The sequence below is a fragment of the Pseudoalteromonas sp. BSi20495 genome (genome assembly GCF_000241185.1).
Lineage (GTDB): Bacteria > Pseudomonadota > Gammaproteobacteria > Enterobacterales > Alteromonadaceae > Pseudoalteromonas > Pseudoalteromonas fuliginea.
In genome coordinates this window covers 1-15430 of the sequence record NZ_BADY01000115.1, presented here as the reverse complement: position 1 = coordinate 15430, position 15430 = coordinate 1, and the positions used below count along the sequence as shown (strand labels likewise).

15 protein-coding genes are annotated in these 15430 nt (G+C 37.0%); 14 read left to right on the top strand and 1 reads right to left on the bottom strand.

From position 1 onward, the window contains the following. Window positions 1–223 precede the first annotated feature (223 nt). The 12 genes from glmU to P20495_RS22690 all read left to right on the top strand — a co-directional run bounded on the left by glmU (window position 224) and on the right by P20495_RS22690 (window position 10921). Window positions 224–1582, top strand: a complete 1359-nt coding sequence (gene glmU, locus P20495_RS06015) for a bifunctional UDP-N-acetylglucosamine diphosphorylase/glucosamine-1-phosphate N-acetyltransferase GlmU (protein WP_008137635.1) — start codon at window positions 224–226, stop codon at window positions 1580–1582. A 111-nt stretch (window positions 1583–1693) separates the two neighbouring features. Then, complete coding sequence (locus tag P20495_RS20815; protein WP_242401493.1) at window positions 1694–2506, top strand: hypothetical protein; 813 nt, start codon at window positions 1694–1696, stop codon at window positions 2504–2506. Window positions 2507–2537: 31 nt separating this feature from the next. After that, the gene (locus P20495_RS06020; protein WP_008137632.1) at window positions 2538–3143 is read left to right on the top strand and encodes a DUF1240 domain-containing protein; all 606 of its coding nucleotides are present in this window, start codon (window positions 2538–2540) and stop codon (window positions 3141–3143) included. A gap of 138 nt (window positions 3144–3281) precedes the next feature. Next, entirely contained in the window at window positions 3282–3872 is a 591-nt protein-coding gene (locus P20495_RS06025; RefSeq protein ID WP_008137631.1) for a DUF1240 domain-containing protein, read from the top strand. A gap of 354 nt (window positions 3873–4226) precedes the next feature. After that, entirely contained in the window at window positions 4227–5438 is a 1212-nt protein-coding gene (locus P20495_RS06030) for a hypothetical protein (protein ID WP_008137630.1), read from the top strand. A 4-nt stretch (window positions 5439–5442) separates the two neighbouring features. Continuing rightward, the gene (locus tag P20495_RS06035) at window positions 5443–6492 is read left to right on the top strand and encodes a sensor histidine kinase (protein WP_008137629.1); all 1050 of its coding nucleotides are present in this window, start codon (window positions 5443–5445) and stop codon (window positions 6490–6492) included. Further along, window positions 6476–7264 carry a LytTR family DNA-binding domain-containing protein gene (locus P20495_RS06040; RefSeq protein ID WP_008137628.1) on the top strand — a complete coding sequence of 263 codons (789 nt, stop codon included), beginning with the start codon at window positions 6476–6478 and terminating at the stop codon, window positions 7262–7264. Before P20495_RS06035 ends, P20495_RS06040 begins: the two co-directional genes overlap by 17 nt. 247 nt (window positions 7265–7511) lie before the next feature. Beyond that, a complete protein-coding gene (locus P20495_RS06045) occupies window positions 7512–8102 on the top strand; it encodes a hypothetical protein (protein WP_008137627.1) in 591 nt (196 codons plus the stop codon). Window positions 8103–8107: 5 nt separating this feature from the next. Continuing rightward, window positions 8108–8803, top strand: coding sequence for an ABC transporter ATP-binding protein (locus P20495_RS06050; protein WP_008137626.1), 696 nt, complete (start codon window positions 8108–8110; stop codon window positions 8801–8803). After that, the gene (locus P20495_RS06055; protein ID WP_008137624.1) at window positions 8803–10017 is read left to right on the top strand and encodes an FtsX-like permease family protein; all 1215 of its coding nucleotides are present in this window, start codon (window positions 8803–8805) and stop codon (window positions 10015–10017) included. The genes P20495_RS06050 and P20495_RS06055 overlap by 1 nt, the downstream gene beginning before the upstream one ends. Then, complete coding sequence (locus tag P20495_RS06060; protein ID WP_008137622.1) at window positions 10010–10780, top strand: outer membrane lipoprotein-sorting protein; 771 nt, start codon at window positions 10010–10012, stop codon at window positions 10778–10780. Before P20495_RS06055 ends, P20495_RS06060 begins: the two co-directional genes overlap by 8 nt. 12 nt (window positions 10781–10792) lie before the next feature. After that, the gene (locus P20495_RS22690) at window positions 10793–10921 is read left to right on the top strand and encodes a hypothetical protein (RefSeq protein ID WP_008137620.1); all 129 of its coding nucleotides are present in this window, start codon (window positions 10793–10795) and stop codon (window positions 10919–10921) included. Between the two features lie 49 nt (window positions 10922–10970). Here the strand turns inward: P20495_RS22690 and P20495_RS06065 are convergent, their stop codons facing one another. After that, window positions 10971–11813: a LytTR family DNA-binding domain-containing protein gene (locus tag P20495_RS06065; protein WP_008137617.1), complete on the bottom strand. Its 843-nt coding sequence runs from the start codon at window positions 11811–11813 to the stop codon at window positions 10971–10973. 144 nt (window positions 11814–11957) lie between these two features. On the opposite strand from P20495_RS06065, the gene P20495_RS06070 reads away from it, so the two are divergent. Both P20495_RS06070 and P20495_RS06075 read left to right on the top strand, forming a co-directional pair. After that, complete coding sequence (locus P20495_RS06070) at window positions 11958–13187, top strand: acyltransferase family protein (protein ID WP_008137616.1); 1230 nt, start codon at window positions 11958–11960, stop codon at window positions 13185–13187. Window positions 13188–13270: 83 nt separating this feature from the next. Beyond that, complete coding sequence (locus P20495_RS06075; RefSeq protein ID WP_008137614.1) at window positions 13271–15064, top strand: choice-of-anchor I family protein; 1794 nt, start codon at window positions 13271–13273, stop codon at window positions 15062–15064. Window positions 15065–15430 lie beyond the last annotated feature (366 nt).

Below are 15430 nucleotides of genomic sequence, written 5' to 3'. Positions count from 1 at the left end.
TTGTTAAATAATAGCTCTATCGGACTATTATCTGTGCTTTGTCACTTATATCCTTCACCAATCCTCGCTACAATAACGTCATCCAATTAAGTGTTTTTTTCAGTCAAGATTCAGTACGAATAAACTAACCTACTGAGTATCTGCACAAGAAGTGATTTACGTAATCTTCTGCACAAACATAATACTTATTTAGCTAAAACAACGGAAAAAGGAAATTGTTTTAATGGCTCTAACAACTGTTATTCTTGCTGCGGGTAAAGGTACTCGCATGCGCTCTGCTCTACCTAAAGTTTTGCACAAAGTTGCAGGTAAACCAATGGTACAGCACGTTATTGATAATGTGATGGCATTAGGTGCAACGACTACAAACTTAGTTTATGGACATGGCGGCGAACTATTACAACAACAACTTGCCGATAACGATGTAAATTGGGTACTCCAAGCAGAACAACTCGGTACTGGCCACGCAGTAGCGCAAGCCAACTCTCATATTAACGATGAAGACACAGTATTGATTTTATACGGCGATGTACCGCTAACAAAACAATCAACACTAGAGCGTTTATTAGCCGCAACACCTAAAAATGGTTTAGCGGTATTAACGGTAAATTTGGTAAACCCAAATGGCTATGGTCGAATGCTTCGTGCCGGTGGTAAGTTAGTCGGTATTGTTGAGCAAAAAGATGCAAGCTCAGAGCAGTTACTTATTAACGAAGTAAATACAGGCATTATGGCTGTTAACGGTAAGCTATTAAAAACATGGTTGGGTAACTTATCTAACAATAATGCACAAGGCGAGTACTACTTAACAGATATCGTTGCAATGGCGCACAGTGAAGGTGTAGAAATTACTTCAGCTCAGCCAGACCATGCAATGGAAGTTGAGGGCGCAAATAACCGCGTACAACTTGCTGGTCTTGAGCGTGCTTACCAAGCATGGCAAGCGCAAGAGTTAATGTTAAATGGTGCAACACTTGCTGATCCTGCGCGTATTGATGTGCGTGGAACAGTTACCACCGGTGAAGATGTACTTATTGATATAAACGTTATTTTTGAAGGTAATGTAACCCTTGGTAGCAATGTACAAATTGGCCCTAACTGTGTCCTTAAAAATTGTACCATAGGCGATAACGTGGTAATAAAGGCAAATACCTTAATTGAAGATGCAAGCGTTGCCGCACAGTGTACGTTGGGTCCTTATGCTCGGCTTCGCCCTGGTGCTGTAATGGAAGAAGACTCACACATTGGTAACTTTGTTGAGATGAAAAAAACCCGTTTAGGTAAAGGCTCAAAAGCCAACCACTTAAGTTACTTAGGTGATGCTGAAATTGGCGAAAAAGTGAATATTGGCGCTGGTACTATTACCTGCAACTACGATGGTGTTAATAAATCAAAAACTATTATTGGCGATAATGCTTTTATTGGTTCTAATTCATCACTTGTTGCCCCAGTAAATATAGGTGCAACTGCAACAATTGGTGCAGGCTCGGTGATAACCAGTACCGTTGAAGATGACCAATTAGCAATAGCACGCTCTAAACAGCGTAATTTAACAGGTTGGAAACGCCCAGTTAAAAAATAATAAGCCAACACCTTTTTAAAGCGAGTTATATACTCGCTTTTTATTGCCGAAAGGCAACGTCAAAACCAAATAAAAAGCATTCTATCAGGTAATAACCACACTCTTATCCAAATGAACTCTGCAGAGTTTGTAGACTACATTATCTCTGTAAAGATGAAGCAAGGTAAATCTCGTTCAGAAGTGGTTGATTGGCTTGATAAGTTACTGGAAGAGCATAATTCACTATCAAGTAAATGGAAACGAATTAAAGATCCTTTGAAAGCAGGGGCTGGTCTATATCCTCTATTTGATGATATTAAAGCTTTAGTCATTATTGCAGAAGTAATGAAGCGCCAAGGTAATACGTTTGGTAAGTTTAAAATCAAAATATATAATGGCTCCCCCGCTATTATAATCACTTCTTACCCTGGTATCAGAGCTCATTTAACTGGAACTCATTATTTAGCAAGTAATCCTAGGCTTTTTACTATCGGCGTAGGCAAGCTAGAAGCCTCTAAAGCAATGAAAGGAGGCTTTGTAGTTAGTTTATTAATTTCAGTTACATTCCACAGTGTAGATTTGTTTTTAAATGATCAAAAAACATGGCATGACTTAGTCGCAGGTATAGCTGTCGATATGGCAGTTGTTGGAGCTGCTATAGCTACAACATTTGCAGTTACTTATTTTGCAACCGCTTTTGCTGGGGTCATTATTGTTACTACTGCTGCAATACCTCTCCTTATTGTTGTCAGTGTAGGTATAGCTTTTACTGCCTTAACTATGGTTTTTTCAACAGATCCTATAGCGGATGCCATTGCTTATAAGTTGCGAGAACTTGAAAGCAATCTTCGCTCTGAGATTATTGAGGTTAATAAAAAATTAGAAAAGGGTTTTAGTGAAGATCCTTATGCTTTTTTAACTTTCTGTTTGGAGTTCCAACAATAAATCTTAATCGTAGTAAAAATGAGTACAATTGATGTCTATTTTAGAATGGCAAAAATCTGAAGAACGCTTTTTAGAACAAACTCTCGAGCATAAGCTAACAGTTGTTATAGGCTTGGTTGTTTTTGTATTATTCTCAATGACTTTATTTTATTTCTCTTATTACGGGTTTGTTGAAAATGTTTATTTTGATGACTCGCTTTATTATATTAGAGAAAGTGGCCTGTTGGCTCCAATAATAGCAATGACACCGTTTCCTGTGCTTATGACAATTGCCGGTTTTCAAAAGGTATTCAATTTTCACAACGAGAAAACAATAAAGCTAATGGTAAAACTTATGCTTTGGGCAATTCCTCTATATATAACTTTATCTATTACTAATAGTTTTTATATCGAGTCTAAATTAACAGGGAAGGGTTATAGTTTTTGTCATTGGTATACTAGTCCATCTTTTAGAGGTCCTGATGTTTGGCTAAAAAACGATGAGTTATGCTTACAAGATGGCTCTGTCATAATCAGTGATATAGCCGATTGGTTCGAGCAAAAAAACCAACAAGGTATTGAACCCTCTGTTGATGAGCTAAAAGAGTTTATAAAAGAAACTAGAAAAAGTCGTGATGATTATACTAATTATAAGTAGTGAAAAGTCACCATTAAAGAGTAATAAGCTAACATCTATGTAGAACTATTTCATGGCTCACTTTTATGCAACCGAGGAGCTGTGTTTATTGCGGTCTAGTTGATGAATATAAGTTGAAACAGAAATGAGCTATAACTAATGCCTATTTTAGAATGGAAAAAAGCAGATAAAAAGTTATCTCTTGCAAATATGAAAGAATTAGCATCTGTTTTTTTCTTGTTAATTGTTAGTGGGGGACTGTGCTATAAAATAGCCTTAAATTTTTTTTCCGAAGTGGAAACAATATTTTTAGTTAGTCGGCCTCAATTTTTTATCAAAGAGCAAGCCACCATACTGCTATCTTTTTTATTATTACCTTGCTTATTTCTAACGTTTTTATCGACTTTACAGCGCTTTTTGGGGTTTGATATAAAGTTAACTTTAATTAATGCATTTAAAAGTGCAGTTGTAGGTTTAATTGTTTTATTAATTCTATCAATCCCGACGAATCTTGTCATAGAGTCTAATTTAAAAAGCCAAGGTTACACTTATTGTAGTTGGTATACTGGACCCTCACTTCGAGCGCCTGATGTTTGGCTAAAAAACGATGAGTTATGCCTACAAGACGGTTCTATAATAATTAGCGACATAGCCGATTGGTTTGAAATGCATAATGAAAAAGGCATTGAGCCAACGCTTAATGAGCTTGAAGTTTTTATACAGAAAACTAGAGCAGAGTATAATCGCTAAAATTAAAACAAGATTGCTTTAGCCGTTTTTATTTAAAAACCAGATAATCTAGTCAATTACACAAGAGATTTTTTGTTTTCCAACGGTAAACCTGAATCGTAGTGGGTTGGCTAGAAAGCGTACTCGAAAGATCAACACGCTCTAGGCATACTATTTTTCTTGATTTATAACTCCCTCTTTTCCCCCTCATGGCTTTTAAAAGGCACCAAATATCTTTATAGCCGATCATAAGCTGTTTTAACCAGATAGCCTTATCTGCCATTATTCCCTTTTATCCTCCTATAAAGCCACCCATCACCTAATTTACCAAGCTCACATTATCGCTTTACAATTTTTGCAGATCAGGAGGATAAGATGAAAATAATATTGGGTGTTATTTGCAAAATATATGTGCTGTTCGTGATGGTTATATCTTCAGTGAGTGAAGCAAAACAGTTTACAGAAAAATTACAGTTTGATAGTCAAATTCGTATTAATGGGCAAAATATAAAAGGGACGAATCAAGCAATTTTTGCAACTAAAAATACTTCATCTCTTTTCTCGGCTCTGGATGTAAGTTTAGAAGGTGAAGGGTTGCGTTTTGCGGCAACTGCTAACGTATATAAAGAAGGTGGGACGAGTGAAACCGATTTTACTATTTCAGAAGCGTTCTATGATTTTAGTACGGAAAATTGGTTTTTATCTGTAGGGAAAAAGAAGCTTGATTGGGATGTTGCCTATGGATTTAGACCATTGGACATGTTTTCTCCAACTGACTCATTAGCGATATATACAGCAGTACCCCCTGGTGTGTTAATGATAACGGGGGACTACTTTACTGAATCAGGAAATATCACTGTGATTTGCAATGAAACGAAACCTGATTATCTTGAACGAGGTATTAAAGTAGCACAAAGTTACGGTTGTGGTGGGCGCTATTATCAATTCTTTGATGGTTATGAAGCGCAAGCAATAGCGCACTATGACGATAAACTGGGCTTTAGAATTGGTGGAAGTACCCTTACAGTAATAGGTGATAGCTTAGAATTACATAGTTCATTACTCTGGCAGCAAAACTATCGTTCGCCTAAAGTTACTCAACTGTATAAAAATACTTTATTTGCATATGATAATGTTGAAACAATTTGGCGCAAAGGCAGTTTGCAAGCTTTAGTGGGTTTTAACTACAGTTTTTCGATGGGGGTAACAGCCATTGTAGAATACTGGCATGATGGTCGAGCACCAAGTGACAAGCAATGGCGATCATTAATTGCACGCGCTAATAATGGAGGTGTTCAAGATCATCAATTGAGATTATATCGAGCTCACTTTTCGACACAAAATCTATTCAGGGATAGTGTGATGGTGCATTTGAGAACATCTAATTCTACCTGGCAACCTTCGATGACATGGTTAACAAACCCTCAGGATAACAGCATGTTAATAAATAGTGAGCTGTGTTACTCTGGTTTTAAAAATGGTCGTCTCTGTCTCGGCTATAGGAGCTATGCTGGCGGAAGCGAAACAATATATGAGCAGCTAAGCCATCAAAAAACTGGATATTTTAGCGTCGAAATTAAGTTGTAATTTAATGCCTTTTATTAAACCATTCTCAGGATCAGAAAGCTGGGTGAGTAATTTAAAGCTCGCTGTAGTCTGTATTTCACTTGGGTTACTGATTCACTTTATTGGGTGGGCTAAGTATCCTGTTATTTCAATTATGATCTCTCTTGGAGTCGGGTTCAGTATTCGCTTATGCCGTAAATGGTTAAAGCGGCATTATCCACAAATGAATCTTGCCTTGCAGTTTTTCTTAGCTACTCTTTTTTCTTTTATTGTGTGGGGACTGACGCCACTCTTATTAGGTGTTGTGAAAAGCACTGGTGGCTATATTGGTGATTTACAACAATATGTAGGTATTTTTCTGATTGGCAGTTTTATTATGGTGGTGGTGAGTTTTACATACTATCGAAGTGCACAAGCACAGAATTTAAAACAATCGTTAGCGCAAGTTGAATTAGAGCAAATAAAGAAAGATAAAGTGCTGTTAGAAACTCAATTAAGGTTACTACAATCTCAAATTGAGCCGCACTTTTTATTTAATACACTCGCTAATATTCAAGCATTGATAGCTGTTGATACTAAACAGGCGAATAAGATGTTAGCCGCACTTTCGGCTTTATTGAGACAAAGTTTAGATAGGACTAGGTCTGAGTGGTTAACCCTCGGCCATGAATTACGTTTTAATAAAGCTTATTTGGCCATACAGAAAATACGTTTAGGGGGTAGACTTAATATTCACTATGACGTAACGGATAAAATAACCGATGATATTTTGTTTCCTCCAATGTTACTTCAACCTCTCATAGAAAATGCCGTTACACATGGTATAGAACAGTTAACATCGGGTGGAGAATTGACTCTATTAGTCAAAAAGGAAGAAAATAACTTATTAATACGCATTACGAATAATACACCTAATGAAGGCAGTAATCACAAAGGCACACAAGTTGGGATGAACAACGTAAAAACCAGATTACAACAATTGTATGGTGAACAAGCCAGCCTTTTATTTGATCACAGTCAGGCGGGTATTGTGACCGTCACTATGGAGGTTCCCTTAAATGTCTCACCGAGTTAAAGTTGTTATTGCTGACGATGAGCCCATTTTGCGTACACATTTGAAAATGATGTTAGAAGAGGTTTGGCCTGAAATCGATATTGTTGGTCAAGCAGCTAATGGTGAAGAAGCTTTAGCACTGACCGAGGCATTTACACCTAAGGTTGTATTTTTAGATATTAATATGCCAGGAATGGATGGTTTAGAAGTTTCTAAAAAACTATGTGATGATGACTCACCCCCCATTATGGTTTTTGTAACTGCTTATAATGAATATGCAGTTACTGCATTTGAGAACCAAGCAATTGACTATCTTTTAAAACCTTTAGAAAAAATAAGGCTTGAAAAAACCGTACAGCGAATAAAAAAGCTTTTGTCATCCGAAAGCACTGAGACTAGTCAACAAACACAGTTACAGGCTATGTTCTCCCAGTTAATGCAGAGTAATAGCCTAGCATCATCTAATGCGTATTTAAAGTGGATTAAAGCAAGTAAAAACAATCATATATATATGATTGATGTTGATGACGTAGATTATTTTATCGCCGACAATAAGTACACCGAAGTTACTGCTGGGCAACAGAAGCATTTAATAAAAACATCTATTACTCATTTAGAAAGTGAGTTAGAGCCTGATACTTTTTGGCGCATTCATCGTAATTGTATTGTTCGAGTTGACACTATTGATCATGTATCTAAAGATGATTTAGGTCATGTCTATATATACTTGAAAGGGAGTGATGAAAAACTTTCTGTGAGTAGAAAATATCACCATTTATTTAAGCAGATGTAACAGAAAAAATAACCAACCATTATTGAAGCGGATTTACCTCTTTTTTGATTGTATTGAGTGCGCTCTAATCACTATCATAATTCAACTTACTAATTTGATCGCTCCCCTAAAAAAGGACTACAAAGTATATTCATCATTACTATTTCCCGTTTATCTCCCTATTCAACCGATTATCGCCTGCCTAACATTCTATTGTGATTGTTTCTTAAGATATGTTCATCAACAGAAACAATACAGGATAACGATAATGAACCAATTTTCTACGATTAAAAAAATGCTTTTAGGCGTTGTACTAGCAAGCTCTTCAGTTACTGCAAGTGAAATCCCAGCGCATGTTATTACAGCATATCAACAGGGACTTACTGGCTCCCAAGAGCAAAATCAACTTGCTGTGAACGCGCTTTCTGAACTCAACAATAAAGCATCAAATCCCGTTGTTTTAGCTATGTTAGGAAGTGCTGAAACAACGCAGGCACGATACACCAGTCAACCTTGGCAAAAAATGAAATTCGCAGAAGCCGGCATTGCGAAATTAAATAAAGCAATTAAGCAAGTTAAAGGAATGCCATATCCACTTAAAGCAAGCGTTTATGTGACTGCTGGCTGTACCTTTGCGCAGGTACCAAAAATGATGAATCGTGCTGAACATGGTGCTCATTTATTAAATCAAGTATTGGCCGATAGTGATGGATTTTCAAAGTTAGATAAACAGCTAAAACAATCAACTTATAGATGTGCCGCATTGGCTGCAAATAAATTAGAAGATCAAACTAGAGCGAAATTATTCATCGAAAAGTCTGACGCTCTAGCGCGCCTTTCAAAGGCTGAAAAAGGATAATTGTAATGCTTAAATTTTCGAACATTGTTAAGTCTTACAAGACTGGAGAAGTCGTCGTCGACGCATTAAAAGGCGTATCTGCTGAGATAAAAAAAGGGGAAACTGTTGCATTATGTGGCCCTTCAGGTAGCGGGAAATCAACACTTTTAAATATTTGTGGCTTGCTTGACGATGACTATAAAGGTGAAATTTGGCTTGCAGGTAAAGCAGTCTCAAAAGATAAAAAAGTAATGACACAAATTCGTCGTGAAAAACTAGGATTTATCTTCCAGAGATATAATTTGATCCCAGTGATGTCTGTTTATGAAAACGTGGAGTATCCACTTTTAATGCTTAATATGAATAAGCGAGAAAGAATGGATAAAGTTGTTGATATTATTAATAAAGTTGGTTTAAAAGGTCATATATCTAAACGCCCAGATCAATTATCAGGTGGTCAACAGCAGCGTGTTGCTATTGCTCGAGCATTGGTTAAGCGACCTGAGATTGTGATTGCGGATGAACCCACCGCAAATTTAGATACATCGACCGCGAATATGGTCATTGATCTGATGCGTGATTTAGGCAATGACCTAGGTTGTACCTTTATTGTAGCAACACATGACCACCGTATGACAGATCGCTGTCATCGTGTTTTAAATCTAGCTGATGGTAATTTATCGGTATTTAATCCATATGAAACTCATAGGAGAGCAGGATAATGCGTTGGCTCTCATTTGCATTTTTTAACGTTTGCCGAAATGGTAGGCGTTCATTATTCACAATATTAGTTGCTGCAGTTGCCGTTGCCGCTATTTTAACGACGAGTGGCTTTGCCTTATTTACTTATCAATCACTAGCAGAAAAAGCGGCTAGAGATGAAGGTAATTTTATTATTACACATCAAAAATTTCTAAAAGAAGAAGAAGATACACCGCTGCAATATGGTTTATCTGATATTGAAAAGTTAATAGCTCAACTTGAAACCAACGAAGACATTAAAAGTGTATTGCCACGCATAAACTTCAATGGTCTTGTATCTAACGGTGAAAAAAGCTCAATTTTTATTGGTCTGGGTGTAGACCCCGAAGAGTTTATGGTTAAAGGGCCTTTTTTAACAATGTTAGAAGGTAAAGCATTATCAAACTTTGGTAATGAAGATGAAGCAGAAGTTGTATTAGGTAAGGAGCTAGCACGCAACTTAAAGGTGACTGTGGGGGATTATATTACGCTCATGTCGACAACGACAGATGGTGCGTTGAATGCGATGGATTTTACAATAAGGGGTATTTATACGACAGGTGTGCCAGATTTAGATAAGCGACAGCTCTATGTGAAACTATCAGATGCGCAATCATTGTTATATACCGAGAAAGTCAGCTCATTGTCGGTTTACTTATTTGACATAAGTAAAACACAACAAACAGTTTTAGATTATCAGAAGCGTGACCAGTCATTGGAGTTTACACCTTGGTGGAAGCGCGCATTCTATTATCAGTCAGTAAAAGATCTTTATAACCGTATTTTTGGCCTGTTAGGTGGAATTATGGTGTTACTTGTGTTCTTCTCAATTTCAAATACGATGGCAATGACTGTTAGTGAAAGAACCCGTGAAATAGGGACTGTATCGGCAATGGGCTCTTATCAATGGGAAATTATTCGTAACTTTGTATTAGAGTCAAGCATGATAGGGTTCATTGGCGCGGCGTTAGGTATTGTTGCATCTGCCTTCATTGCTTGGGGATTGGTTTATTTAGGTTTAGAAATGCCACCACCGCCAGGTAGCAATCAGGGTTACCCTTTAACCATTACTTTCTCATGGGAAGTAGCAGGTATTGTATTACTTACTATGGTATTGGTATGTGTATTAGCGGCACTAAAGGCTGCATATAAAGGCAGTTCAAAATCAATTACAGAGGCGCTAAGTCATGTTTAAATTTAAAAATATCATATCTATCTGTGCGCTGTTGCTTATTTCTGTATCAGCTGTTGCGCAAACTGTAAATGAACAATACGAAGGTGGATTTGATCTGCAAGCAGCTCTTGTCAACGTTGATGCTTATCGAAGTGAAGCTGAGTCAGTAAAAATTTCGGCAACAGTCAGTGCATATAATAAAGAGAAGCTAAAAAGTGAAAAGCAATATGATGTTTATTCATCTATCAATAAACAATCACTTGTTGTTTTTAAAACGGCTTCAGAGCAAGGACAAAAGGTCTTGATGAAGGAAAATGATTATTGGATGTTCATGCCGAAAAGCCGACGACCAATACGCATAACCCCTTTACAAAAATTATTGGGGGAGGCATCACTGGGCGATATTGCGACACTTAGTTGGAGTCAAGATTACGATATAGAGTCTTATGAAACGAATGAAGCTGTCATAGTGTTTAATTTAACGGCTTATTCAGAAAAGGCGAGCTATCAAAAAATTCAACTTACCGTTGATAAAGCCGATTTATTTCCATTGCAAGCAGAGTTGTATCTTCGTTCTGGCAAACATGCCAAAACGGCTACCTTTGAAAGAGGTGAGAGAAACAACAAAGTTAAAGTGATTTCTATGTCGTTAATCGATCAAATGCAGCCAGGTAAAAAAACAGTGATTGCTTATGATGAAATTAAGCCAATTGATGTACCGCAAAAGTTATTTAATCCGCAAATATTAATTCGCAGTGATTTAAATAGCCTTTTAACTGAGTGAAAGGCTAAAAACTTGGAACTACAATTAAATGAGCATCAAATCGATACTTGGCAAACCTCTTCAAGTTTGTTTGAACAAAATAATGCGCTTTCAGATCTTGATGTACAGTTAAGTGTGTCAGATAAGCTGGTGGCCAACTAAACTTGGCCACTGATTTTAGTGTAAGCCATTATCGCTTGTTTGATTTGTATTATTGCAACGTTAGTTTAAATTGCTCTTTATAGCGTCTAGATAGGTTTAGTACTTTACCTGTTGTTAGTTTTATTTCACTGTCGCCACTGGGTAGTGGTGTAATGGACTCCACTTTATCGAGTTTTACGCCATGGCTGCGGTGAATTCTACAAAACCCCTGCACTTCAAGTTGTTTACTTAATGCTGTAAGCGTTGCCCTTAACGGATATATACGTGAGCCTATATGTAGGTTTACATAATTACCCGACGATTCAAGCCAATCAACATCCTCTATTTTTATAATGAATTCCTTACCGAGCTTTTTAACTAATAAGCGATTTATGGTCGATGTTGTTTGCTGCTCACTTTCTTCAATTGAAGAAGCTTCACCTAGTAACTGCTGCACCACATATTGATATACTTTGATAAGTACAATAAAAAACACAAAGCTTATAGCGTCTTTCTGGTATTCATAAATAAGCTCAAACCAACTAAGTCCAAAGTTGTAAGACCCATCATTCAACAAATATATGAATTTACGAACCCCTACCATAATACCAACGTGTAACACGCTAAATATAATAGAGGCACCAAAGTACATACCTAATGAGGCCGTAATATTTTGCCAATTAAAAGGTAAGTATCTTAAAAACCAAATTAAAATAGGGAATATAAGCAAAGTACTCAAGGCACTTGAATACTCCCAAACAAATGGCTCCCACATTAAAAAAGTTAAAGCGCCTTCTCTTTGGGCTTCCATTATTTGGGTTGTAGCGTTTACTGTATTATTAATTAATACGTAAGCACACAGTAATACTGATGCGTAAATGCTTTGAAAACGTTGAAAGTGCTGTAGGTTCATAAATGTATGCTTATTGCTGATGTGGCACGCTTATCCCTGTATACCACCTTTTATCACTATTGCCTGTAATATAAGCACTTGTAGATAGTTTTAGCGAGAGCTTTAGGTATGAATAACGCATAAAATTCATAAAGTAGTAAAAGCATGAACACTCAAACACAACAACCTTCATTAGTTAATTCGCGTAAATATTATCTTGATTGGCTTAGGGTAATCGCATTTGTGTCGCTAATTTTTTATCACATTGGCATGTTGTATAGCGAAAACTGGGGATTTCATTTTAAAAGTAATTACACATCACAGTATGTTGAATATTTAATGTTGGTGTTTTCACCTTGGCGTATGTTGCTCATTTGGTTTATATCGGGCGTAGCACTGCGTTTTATGATTGATAAAATAAGTGGCTTTAAGTCTTGGTTACATTTCACTTTATACCGCTCTACTTTTTTACTATTACCCTTGCTGGTGGGTTTATGGTTAATAGTGCCTTTACAGCTGTTTGCAGAAATGTCGCAGCACGGTGTTATTGATATTAGTTATTGGCAATTTTATTTAGCTTTTATAGAGACTAACAATACGCTTTTTATCAATTATCAGTCTGGGGTGTGGCCGCATGTGGATGTAAATCACTTATGGTATTTGCGCTCGTTGTGGCAATTTATGCTGATCATTATTGTTTTAGCTCTTTTTGAACGTTTGCCCTTTATTGCGCCTTTAAAAACATTTGTTAAAGCGGGTATGTCATTTGGGTTTTTAATTACCTTGCTCACTATTGCCACACTATTTATAAGCCATTACTTAACTGGCGATTCAATCAGAGAAACTAACGGCTTAATACTGCTACTCGCAGGATACATACTTGCTAAAAACACTTACTTTTGGAAGTGCTTAAATAAAAACTTAGTATTACTAGCTTTGAGTTTTGCGGTTTTGTTTGTACTTATAATATTAAGTTATCAGAAGGTGTTTACTCTTCCTCATTTTATTTTAAGCGCTAGCTACAATATTCAACGTGTTGTAGGTGTATTTTTTGTACTTGCGCTCGCTCACCGATTTTTAAATTTTAATACCTACTATTTAAAGCAGCTCAATGCATGGGTGTTTCCCTTTTATTTATTGCATCAAAGCATTTTGATTATTTTGTGTTTTTTACTGCAACCTTTAAGTTTAGGGACTGTTGTTGAGCCATTTATCATTATTATAGGAACTTGGTCTCTCTGCGGGGTTATAACATGGAGTATTACACGTATTGATGTACTTAGACCTTTGCTAGGAGTTGCAATTAAACGAGAGTATTCCCCGAGTGCAAAAATGCTTGGTTATACGGCCGCTTTAATTTTAATTACTCCGCTAGCGTATAAGCTAATTACTTAGGCTAAGAGGCTGTATTAAAACTGCCATAATCTTGTCATGCCTGTGTGTTGATATTTAGCAAATACAATACTAAGGAAAATCATATGTTTAAAAAATCAATTATTGCGCTGTCACTTATATCTATTCTTACTGGTTGCGCACTTGATGGTGACGATGGTCAAAACGGCTCTCAAGGATTACAGGGAGAACAAGGCGCAAATGGCATTAATGGGATAAATGGTGTAAATGCTAATTCAGCATTAAATATTAACCTTGTGGGTAGAGGTGTACTAAATGCACAAAGCCCAGAAGGTGCGGCTGAAATAGTTGCATACCAAGCATCTAAAAAATGGATTTACGCTATTAACAGTTCAGGCGATGACGCTGTTGTTGATATTTTACCCGCCGACACCTTTGATACTGCCGCACTCGTTAAAGATAACGAAGGGGTTATCAGCGCCACAAATTTAACGTCCGTTATTACGTTGTCTTTAAACGAGCATACCCAAGGCGATGCAAACAGCATTGCTATTGATGAAAATAATAATTTACTAGCGGTCGCAATGGCTGCTAAAAGCACGGGTGATGCAGGTCAAATTGCTTTTTACGATATAAGCGGCGACTCACCTGTATTTATTAAAAATGTTACAGTCGGATTTTTACCAGACATGGTGACGTTCACCCATGATGGCGCAAAGGCAGTGGTTGCTAACGAAGGTGAACCAAGTGGCGACTACAGCGTAGATCCTGAAGGTTCTATTAGTATTATCGATATAACAAATAATGTAATAGCCGATACAGCAATAAATATTGATTTTAAAGCCTATAACAACAAACAAACCGAACTAGAAGCGCAAGGGGTAGTTTTTGCAAACCCAAATGGTCGTACTATTAACGGTAATCTAATAAATACCACAGTAGCTATGGATTTAGAGCCCGAGTACGTTCGCATTTCTAAAGATAACAAATATGCTTATGTATCTATTCAAGAAAACAATGCACTTGCAATAGTTAACCTACAAGACAACAGTCTTGAGCTAAAAGGCTTAGGCTTTAAAGATTGGTCAAGCTTACAACTTGATGCCTCAGATAAAGATGGCGGTGTTAATTTTAAATCATACCCAGGGCTCTATGGTATGTACCAGCCCGATACTATCTCAAGCTTTAGTTGGAAAGGCGCTAACTTTATAGTTACTGCCAACGAAGGTGACGCAAGAGAATACTTTTTTGATACAACGGATGAAGCAGACTGTATAGCAAAGGGTGGACTTGATTACGATAAAGACGATGGCTGCTTAGCTTATATAGATGAAAGCCGCGTTGAAGACTTAACGCTTGCTAGTAACTTTGATTACTTAAATAATGACGATGATGATATTGGTCGCTTAAAAGTAACAACAATAAAAGGCGATACCAATAACGACGGACAATACGAATCGCTTTACGGCTATGGCGCACGTTCTTTTACTATTTGGGATAGCAATGGGCTGGTGGTTTTTGATTCAGGCGACGATATAGCACGTATAACAGCATCTGTGCATGGTGAATCATTTAACAATAATGAAGATGAAAACAAAGGTGACTCACGTTCAGATGATAAAGGCGCAGAGCCTGAAGCGCTGACTATTGGTAAAATTGACGATCGTACATTTGCTTTTATAGGGCTTGAGCGTATGGGCGGCATTATGGTTTACGACATTACTAATCCATACAATGTGCAATTTGAAGACTACTTCTATAATAGAGGCTTAATTAAAGGAGCGAATATTACAGGCGATTTGGCACCTGAAGGAATGGTATTCGTTTCAGCAGAGCAAAGTGCCACAGGAAACCCACTCTTAATCGTTGGAAATGAAATATCAGGCTCTATTGCCGTATGGGAAATAGCATCTAAGTAAACCTTCAATTTAAAATAAAGCTGTGTGTTGTTTGTTTAACATACAGCTTAGTTTAAACCTTACTAATACCTCATCAATAGATATATATTGTGCGTGTTTTTTAAACTAAAAGTATCCTGTAGCCCTTTATTTGTATAGCTTTCATACTAAATTCATTTAATTGTCAAAAAGCTGAAATAAAACATTGACCCCCGCTCGAATCTCCCTATAATGCGACCCCACTGAGACGGGAAACGCCGAAGCATAGCAAGGCAGCAACTACTCAGAGAGTTAAATAAAACTTCGGTTTTAAATCTTCCAAAAGAAAAGTTTAAAACTAAGTGTTGACTCGAAAAATAAAGGGTGTATTATTCGCATCCCTTGAGG

Coding starts and splice junctions, on each gene's coding strand:
- glmU (WP_008137635.1), top strand. CDS start 224: ATGGCTCTAACAACTGTTATTCTTGCTGCGGGTAAAGGTACTCGCATG.
- P20495_RS06060 (WP_008137622.1), top strand. CDS start 10,010: ATGTTTAAATTTAAAAATATCATATCTATCTGTGCGCTGTTGCTTATT.
- P20495_RS06050 (WP_008137626.1), top strand. CDS start 8,108: ATGCTTAAATTTTCGAACATTGTTAAGTCTTACAAGACTGGAGAAGTC.
- P20495_RS06040 (WP_008137628.1), top strand. CDS start 6,476: ATGTCTCACCGAGTTAAAGTTGTTATTGCTGACGATGAGCCCATTTTG.
- P20495_RS06065 (WP_008137617.1), bottom strand. CDS start 11,813: ATGAACCTACAGCACTTTCAACGTTTTCAAAGCATTTACGCATCAGTA.
- P20495_RS06035 (WP_008137629.1), top strand. CDS start 5,443: ATGCCTTTTATTAAACCATTCTCAGGATCAGAAAGCTGGGTGAGTAAT.
- P20495_RS06030 (WP_008137630.1), top strand. CDS start 4,227: ATGAAAATAATATTGGGTGTTATTTGCAAAATATATGTGCTGTTCGTG.
- P20495_RS06075 (WP_008137614.1), top strand. CDS start 13,271: ATGTTTAAAAAATCAATTATTGCGCTGTCACTTATATCTATTCTTACT.
- P20495_RS06025 (WP_008137631.1), top strand. CDS start 3,282: ATGCCTATTTTAGAATGGAAAAAAGCAGATAAAAAGTTATCTCTTGCA.
- P20495_RS06055 (WP_008137624.1), top strand. CDS start 8,803: ATGCGTTGGCTCTCATTTGCATTTTTTAACGTTTGCCGAAATGGTAGG.
- P20495_RS06070 (WP_008137616.1), top strand. CDS start 11,958: ATGAACACTCAAACACAACAACCTTCATTAGTTAATTCGCGTAAATAT.
- P20495_RS20815 (WP_242401493.1), top strand. CDS start 1,694: ATGAACTCTGCAGAGTTTGTAGACTACATTATCTCTGTAAAGATGAAG.
- P20495_RS06020 (WP_008137632.1), top strand. CDS start 2,538: ATGTCTATTTTAGAATGGCAAAAATCTGAAGAACGCTTTTTAGAACAA.
- P20495_RS06045 (WP_008137627.1), top strand. CDS start 7,512: ATGAACCAATTTTCTACGATTAAAAAAATGCTTTTAGGCGTTGTACTA.